This window comes from Gynuella sunshinyii YC6258, from assembly GCF_000940805.1.
Taxonomy (GTDB): domain Bacteria; phylum Pseudomonadota; class Gammaproteobacteria; order Pseudomonadales; family Natronospirillaceae; genus Gynuella; species Gynuella sunshinyii.
Genome location: NZ_CP007142.1, coordinates 2157380 through 2157928 on the forward strand (window position 1 = coordinate 2157380; position 549 = coordinate 2157928).

1 protein-coding gene is annotated in these 549 nt (G+C 37.2%); it reads right to left on the minus strand.

Going from position 1 to position 549, the window contains the following annotated elements; all coding sequences use genetic code 11:
- Nucleotides 1–89: 89 nt before the first annotated feature.
- Nucleotides 90–371 (minus strand): hypothetical protein, encoded by a 282-nt coding sequence (locus tag YC6258_RS09420; RefSeq protein ID WP_044616769.1) that lies wholly within the window; start codon nucleotides 369–371, stop codon nucleotides 90–92.
- Between the last annotated feature and the right edge of the window lie 178 nt (nucleotides 372–549).

Below are 549 nucleotides of genomic sequence, written 5' to 3' on the forward strand. Positions count from 1 at the left end.
TCTGGCATGTTGTAGGCAACATAGCTACTGGAGTCCCAAGGTTGCATGCAAACCTGCTAAGTTGAAGAAAATTTATCTCTCTGGAAAGATTACATTTTCCAATTCTGGGTGACTCTACGAGCTTTCTTTTCTTCTAGATTAAACCAAGCACTCTGATCATTAGAAGTATCTGCGACCACTAAAATATCTTCATCCGTTAAATATCTGGAAAGCTGTCTAGTGGCTTCATCAGCTGTCAATGGAGAGTTTACATACCAACAGTTATTGGTTAGTGGGGTCGAATTCCCCATGTTCTGAATGGCTTTGTCGAGCTGTTCTTTGCGATTTTCCTGTTCAGCCAGTTCATATGAGAAAAATAGGTTATTAGGCATTTTGCCTCCTTAAAATGCGACTTGAGTGCGACAGTATAAAGAGTTTTCTTTTAAAAGCTATTTTGGAGTTGTTAGTTTTGAATTAAATGTAAAGGTTATGTCAATTTTTAGGTTTTGACTGAACTTTCACGCTTACTTTATGGATATAAGGAAATAACGTTTCTTAGGGACTTTTTTC